The sequence below is a fragment of the Clostridium sp. CCUG 7971 genome (assembly GCF_017590215.1).
GTDB lineage: Bacteria > Bacillota > Clostridia > Peptostreptococcales > Peptostreptococcaceae > Faecalimicrobium.
Genome location: NZ_JAFFPK010000072.1, coordinates 54,277 through 60,758 on the forward strand (window position 1 = coordinate 54,277; position 6,482 = coordinate 60,758).

The window sequence follows — 6,482 nt, forward strand, 5'->3', positions numbered from 1 at the left end:
AAAAGTTATCTCAAGTAATATATATAATACTTGAGATAACCTTTTTTATTTTTTTACAGCAAGTAAGTCAGATATAGACCATCATGTTGTTTCTGTTGAATTTAATGACAGTAATAAAAGTTTAATTAAAATTGATAATAACTTAGTGTCTAGCTTATTTAGATATATAATTATAACTATAGGCTATGTTAGCTAACTTTGTAATAAGCTATAAATAGTTTTCAATTTATCAAAATTATCTTTGATAATAATTTTTCAAATATTGTGTAATTTTTTTTCTTATTTCTCTATGTTTACCTTCATTATACAATTTTTCAGAATCAAACCAGTTAGATTCATCATATAACCATACTGGCTTTTTCTTCCTTTCTTCACTTTCCCATTCATATCGTGGAAATACATGTCCATGTAAGAATTTATCAGTATTACCCAAAACATCATAATTAATTCTAATTGGATTGCATACTTCAATAATTGCATCCCCCAATATACTCATATCAACTAAAAAAGTCTCTCTTTCCTTTAAAGATAAATCATTCAAAGAAAACACATTTTTTTTAGGTAATAATACGCAATATCCAGGTAGAAATTGTGTATCTCCAAAAACAGCAAATCCACCATTAGTCTCAATCATTAACATTGGATTTGTTCCATTTTTAGCTGATTCAATTCTATTTTTTTGCCACTCTTCCATTATATCCCCCCATAAATATCTAGTTTATTATCCCTTTTTCCAATAAACTTCCTTTAAATTATATCCGATTTCTAGCTTATTTTCTTCATAGTCAAAATGATGTAGTGCTACAGATCCAATCAATTCATTACTATCTTTTCTTACGATTCCCAATCTTATAAACCATCTATTATCAAATCTCTTCATAATTACAATAAAACTTCTTTACTTTATCTATATTAATTTCTTTTGAGTTATAAAATTCAATCACAACAATCCCCCTATTTTAATCATTTCATTTAACTATTAAATCACTTTATATAACTGCTTTAATTTATGCTCCATCTTACCTATTATTACTCCTGGCATTAAAAATGAAAGTATCATAATAATAATTTGACTTTTTATAATAGTTAAAAACAATATTCCGATTAATATATAATATAATCCAAGCATTTTAAGTTGTTTTCTTTTTATTTTTATATATTCACTTTTATCTTCTATAAAAAATCTTCGCTCATCTAAAGACATAATCTTATCTGATAAAAATTTAGATAATAGTACACCTACTCCACCCATAAGTATCATTGCTAAGTAGCTAATTATTATTACTGAATCTTTAATCATATCCACCTCTAATCATATTATAGTCCATAGTAATTGTATCTTTTATATAAATAAAAATCTATAAATTCAAAAAATTCATTAATTATAATCTTTTTAATAAACTCCAATTTTAAATTTTAACAAACTAATATATAATTAATATATAAATAACGAAGGGAAAATACTTTTATGGATTTTGTTTCAATAGATTTTGAGACAAGCAATGCATTTCGTGCATCAGCTTGTTCTTTAGGTATTACAGTTGTAAAAAATAGTAATATAGTTGAAGAAAAATATTGGCTTATTAAGCCTGATCCTTTTATATTTGATAGTAGAAATATACAAGTGCATGGTATTAGAGAAGCTGATGTTATTAATGAAAAAGAATTTGATGAATTGTGGCCACAAATAAAGCCATATCTAGAATGACAATTAGTAATTGCTCATAATGCTTCATTTGATATATCAGTACTTAGAAATACTTTAGATAAATACTCTATAGAATATCCTGTATTTGACTACGCTTGCACTTTAGTAGCTTCTAGAATATTTTATAATTATTTAAATAACTTTAAACTTAGTACTGTAAATAAGCACTTAGGATATAAATTTAAACATCATCATGCCTCAGAAGATGCAAGTGCATGTGCTAATATCTTACTTGAAATATCAAAGGAGTTAAACTTAGATAGTATATACGATATATCAAAATTAGTAGGATTTAAATTAGGTTCACTTGGTAAAAACTCATATACTCCTTGTAGTAAACTTAATATTGGTATGACTTCATCTAAATCAAATACTTATAGTAGAGATGAAGTTAATCCACTATTTAACTCAGATTCAGATTATTTTAAAGGTAAGGTTGTTTCTTTTACAGGTGCTCTAAGCTGTATGGAAAGGCATGAGGCTAAACTTCTAATTTCTTCTCTAGGTGGTATAGCTAAAGATTCAGTTACAAGAAAAACTGATATATTAATTACTAATACACCTAATATATACAAACTTGATTCATCTCAGATGTCATCAAAATTAAAAACAGCAGTTAGATATAATAACGTATATAATCAAAATATCATATTCTTAAATGAAGAAGAATTAGAAAGTATATTAATGGGTTATCCAGCTTGCGAAACTAATTAATATCATTTTTATAAAGTATTGTAACATATAAATCATATTCTTTAAAAATAAACTACACTTAAGATAGATATTTTCAAGTATATAAGCCTTAAGTGTAGTTTTTATTACAATATTTAATTACTAATATTAATTAAAAAGGATATACTGTAATATTAGAATATATCCTTTTTATTTCTATATTAACTACCATTTTCCAGTTTCTAAGAATGCTTTAGCTCTATTATCAGCCTTTTGAACTATATCCTTATCATATTCCATAAATCCTAATAATTTTATAGCATTTCTAGTTTGAGCTCTTCCCTTATGAAGTTTATAATCAAACTCTATATCATTATCTGTTATAGTTTCTTCAAAGTGATAATTCTCAAATTTATCTTCTAGTAAATGAGTTAATTCTATATCATGAGTTGCTGCAAAACAAACAGTATTATTTTTTTCTAAATGTGAAAGAACTTCAGCTGATGATGCTATTCTCTCTACTGTATTAGTCCCCCTTAATATTTCATCTACAAAACATAAACAAGGTATATCATCATTTACACTATCTATTATTCTTTTTAAAGATTTTATTTCAACTATATAGTAACTCTCACTGCTAAATATATCATCCTTTAGGGCCATTGAAGTATATATATTAAAGAACGAAGAACTATACTCCCTAGCGCAAGATGTAAATATTGTTTGAGATAATATTGCATTTATTGCTACAGTCTTTATAAATGTTGATTTACCTGATGCATTAGAACCTGTAAGAAGTACACTTTTATTAAACATACCACTATTTGCAATAGGATTTTTTATTAGTGGATGGTATATATCTACAAATTCTATTTTATTTTCTTCTCTACAATTACTTTTCTTTAAATTTGGTTTAGAGTAATAATCTAAACTATCTCTAAATGATGCAACGCCTATTAATGCATCAACAGTTCCTACATAATCGTATATTTCTTTAAACTCTTTAGAATTTTTTATAACAGTATTTTTGACTTTCTCATAGTTTTTTAATTCTTTTAAAGTTATCATGTTAATATATTCACTAAGTACATTAACATCAGAATTAATTATTTGAGAGCTTCCATCTATTGATTTATTTCTAATTTTTCTAACCTTTTCTAAACTGGCAGATATATCATCTAAATTATCATCAATATCAACTATATTTAATTCTTTTATCTTACTAGCAGCTCTTACTACTGATATTATGTAAGTAAAACCGTCTATATTATAGTTATATTGTTTGTCATTATAACTGATCCATATATTAACTCCTATACTTGCTATAAGTAAAATTAAAAAATATCCATTTAAAAGTGATAATAATATACTTATCCAAGGAATATAAGAAAGAATTTTATATCTTAATAGCTTACTCTTACTATTATCCATTTCATTAAATAAACAGTTTGTAGTATATAGTTCTTTACTTTCCCCAAGCTTTCCTAGTGTATATTGTATTTCTCTTCTTTTCTCTTCATCATTTCTAAAATAATCTATAACCTTGTCTCTTTTTGATAAAGCTTCCTTATCATATAATGGACATCTTAGCATAGTATACAGTACATCACGACCTGCACTACTTTGAGTGTTGTTTATTTTCTTGTATATATCATCCATACTTAAATCATTCCAAGTTATATCATCTATACAGTTGTTTATTTTTTTATTTTCAAAGTAACTTGAAACACTTACCATTTTATATTTAACATCTTCTAAATCTATTTCTTTTCCATAATTGTTTAGTATACTTTCTTTTATGAATTTCATTTTGTTCATGTAATCAAATAGAGAAAATGAAACTCCTATTAAAAATATAAATCCCATACCTAGTAAAAAATTGACTATATCTCTCATTGTGTCTCCCTCTTTATAACAAATTCATTCCTATTACAGCTATGTCAGCAACAAGCATAATTATTAATGCTATCATATGTATGCCTAACTCGCCTCTTTCCTTCCCTATATTGAATATTAAAATTTGAAGTATTGGTATCATAGCTAATACAATTATCTTTGACATCGTATGTGACTTATTTATCTGAACCAATATTTGATCCGGTAATATAAAAAATGCCCCTATGTTAATAACTACGGTCATTATTATAATTACTTTACTTATCAAATTTGATTTTTTATCATCAATAAATAACATCGCTCCCCCTTGTTTTAAATTTTATTTTTTCACTTAATACTTCTAATTCTTCTATTATTTCTTCAAATTCTTTATTCCCTATAAAATCACTAAATCCTTCTTTTAAAGACACAATAATATGCTCATAAAGATTAGTTTTCATCTTTATTGCTTTTTCTTCCATTTTATCAAAACACCATATATCATTAATTTTCATTCGATCATTAATATTTACATCCTTTAGATAATCAAGCATTTTTCTTAAACATCTAATAGAACTTTTACTATCTTTCTTTTTCATATACATATGAGCTAATTGAGAATATATTGTATGTGTCATATTCATTTCTGAAGTTGATTTTTCAATACCTAAAGCTAATTCATAATATTTTTTTGCCTTTTCAAAATCTATATCTTCTTCATCCATATAATCTTTATAATTGTAATATGACATTGCCAGTGACATACAAGAAGTTTTAGCTTCAATTAAGGCATTGTATAAAATTTCTTGCATTAATTTTTTAGATTCTTCTACCTTACCTTGACTAAGGTATATAATTGATAACATACCCTGTGGATCATATGTTGGTTTATATATTTTTTTCAAAATTTCTTCTGCTTTATCTGGCTTATCTATTAACATGTACTGGCTACTTAATTGTATAAGTGAGCCTTCTTTTTCTTTTATATCATTTGTATTATCAACTATATCTAATAAAATCTCTATATTCCTAGAAAGTATGTCATTGTACTTATCACTACCAGCTATACTTCTTACAGCAGCCAAAGTGTATATTGCGCTTAGATTAAACTTTAATTCATAATTAGATGGATACTTTCTTATGTACTTTTCACATAAATTTATACTTTCATCTATCTTTTCTTGTGATATTAAATCTTCACATTTTTTAAATATTTCTTCAATTTCTTCTTTAGTTAATTCATTTTTATAATTTAATAATTCATCTATTGTGACTTCAAAGTAATTCGCAAGTATGGGAAGTACTGTTATATCTGGATAACTTGTACCACTTTCCCATTTAGATACTGCAGGTGTTGATACTCCTATTATATTTGCTAATTGCTCTTGAGTTACATTCTTATTTCTTCTTAGTGATTTTATTGACTCCCCAATTTTTAATTTTTCCATTAATTTACTCCTTTAATATGGTATATTTATAGTATAGATTAGGTGAATTCTATTAACAATGGATAAGTAGTTAACTTTTAATTAATAAATTTAACTGTAAGTTAATTTACAATTTTTATATAATATCTTAAATTTTTTCTCAGAAAATGTATTTCTATAGAATTTATATTATATAAAGTATCCTAATAAAAATAATAAGAGGTGATTATTTATGTATAGTCTCATCATATTCATGGTAATATTTATTCCATGTTTTATATTTTATAATTTCTGGTGTATTAAGAATAAGAAAATATCAGTTTGGATAAGTGATGTTAAACTTATAGATGATAATAAACTTGAATCTAGTAAAGATGATTATTTTAACTTTCAATTTAAAAGTAGTTTAATTACATGCTTACTTATGGTTTTATTTATTCTAGGTGCATCTGTTTTAAATATTAAAAATCCGTATCTTCTTTTAATATTACTAGTATTTCATTTTTCAAATTTTATAACAAAACACCTTGCGATAAAAAAAGAATATCTTACTGAAATTTAACCTATTTAAAAATTTTATAAAATATACTTTAATAAAGGCTATAGTCTCAAATAGGACTATAGCCTTTATTAAAGTATATTTTATTTTAAATTTATGTAAAATACGTATTCAAGAAATCCTTTATCATATGAAATAGTTTTTAAGCTATACTTAAATATCCCTTCTTTTTTTCTGTTAAAAATTGATTTCTTTCTTTAAATTTTACATTTGATGAATTATTTTTATCTTCTTCAATAGA

The 6,482-nt window shown here is 24.6% G+C and carries 9 protein-coding genes; 3 read left to right on the forward strand and 6 right to left on the reverse strand.

Features of this window, described 5'->3' with window-relative positions; genetic code table 11:
- Positions 1-235 precede the first annotated feature (235 nt).
- The 3 genes from JWF52_RS10525 to JWF52_RS10535 all read right to left on the reverse strand — a co-directional run bounded on the left by JWF52_RS10525 (position 236) and on the right by JWF52_RS10535 (position 1,300).
- Entirely contained in the window at positions 236-694 is a 459-nt protein-coding gene (locus tag JWF52_RS10525) for an HIT family protein (RefSeq protein ID WP_208333516.1), read from the reverse strand.
- A gap of 27 nt (positions 695-721) precedes the next feature.
- Positions 722-880, reverse strand: a complete 159-nt coding sequence (locus JWF52_RS10530) for a GNAT family N-acetyltransferase (RefSeq protein WP_208333517.1) — start codon at positions 878-880, stop codon at positions 722-724.
- Between the two features lie 99 nt (positions 881-979).
- Positions 980-1,300, reverse strand: coding sequence for a hypothetical protein (locus JWF52_RS10535; protein ID WP_208333518.1), 321 nt, complete (start codon positions 1,298-1,300; stop codon positions 980-982).
- 168 nt (positions 1,301-1,468) lie between these two features.
- Here JWF52_RS10535 and JWF52_RS19325 point away from each other — a divergent pair, with 168 nt between their 5' ends.
- A complete protein-coding gene (locus tag JWF52_RS19325; RefSeq protein ID WP_286184108.1) occupies positions 1,469-1,708 on the forward strand; it encodes a 3'-5' exonuclease family protein in 240 nt (79 codons plus the stop codon).
- A 351-nt stretch (positions 1,709-2,059) separates the two neighbouring features.
- Positions 2,060-2,422, forward strand: coding sequence for a BRCT domain-containing protein (locus tag JWF52_RS19335; protein WP_286184109.1), 363 nt, complete (start codon positions 2,060-2,062; stop codon positions 2,420-2,422).
- Between the two features lie 183 nt (positions 2,423-2,605).
- On the opposite strand, the gene JWF52_RS10545 is transcribed toward JWF52_RS19335, so the two are convergent.
- The 3 genes from JWF52_RS10545 to JWF52_RS10555 are packed head-to-tail and all read right to left on the reverse strand — an operon-like array spanning position 2,606 to position 5,703.
- A complete protein-coding gene (locus JWF52_RS10545; protein WP_208333519.1) occupies positions 2,606-4,276 on the reverse strand; it encodes a MutS-related protein in 1,671 nt (556 codons plus the stop codon).
- 13 nt (positions 4,277-4,289) lie between these two features.
- Complete coding sequence (locus JWF52_RS10550; RefSeq protein WP_208333520.1) at positions 4,290-4,574, reverse strand: hypothetical protein; 285 nt, start codon at positions 4,572-4,574, stop codon at positions 4,290-4,292.
- A complete protein-coding gene (locus JWF52_RS10555; protein WP_208333521.1) occupies positions 4,561-5,703 on the reverse strand; it encodes a helix-turn-helix domain-containing protein in 1,143 nt (380 codons plus the stop codon). Before JWF52_RS10555 ends, JWF52_RS10550 begins: the two co-directional genes overlap by 14 nt.
- Before the next feature lie 211 nt (positions 5,704-5,914).
- Between JWF52_RS10555 and JWF52_RS10560 the strand changes: the two genes are divergently transcribed.
- Positions 5,915-6,244 (forward strand): hypothetical protein, encoded by a 330-nt coding sequence (locus JWF52_RS10560; RefSeq protein WP_208333522.1) that lies wholly within the window; start codon positions 5,915-5,917, stop codon positions 6,242-6,244.
- Positions 6,245-6,482 lie beyond the last annotated feature (238 nt).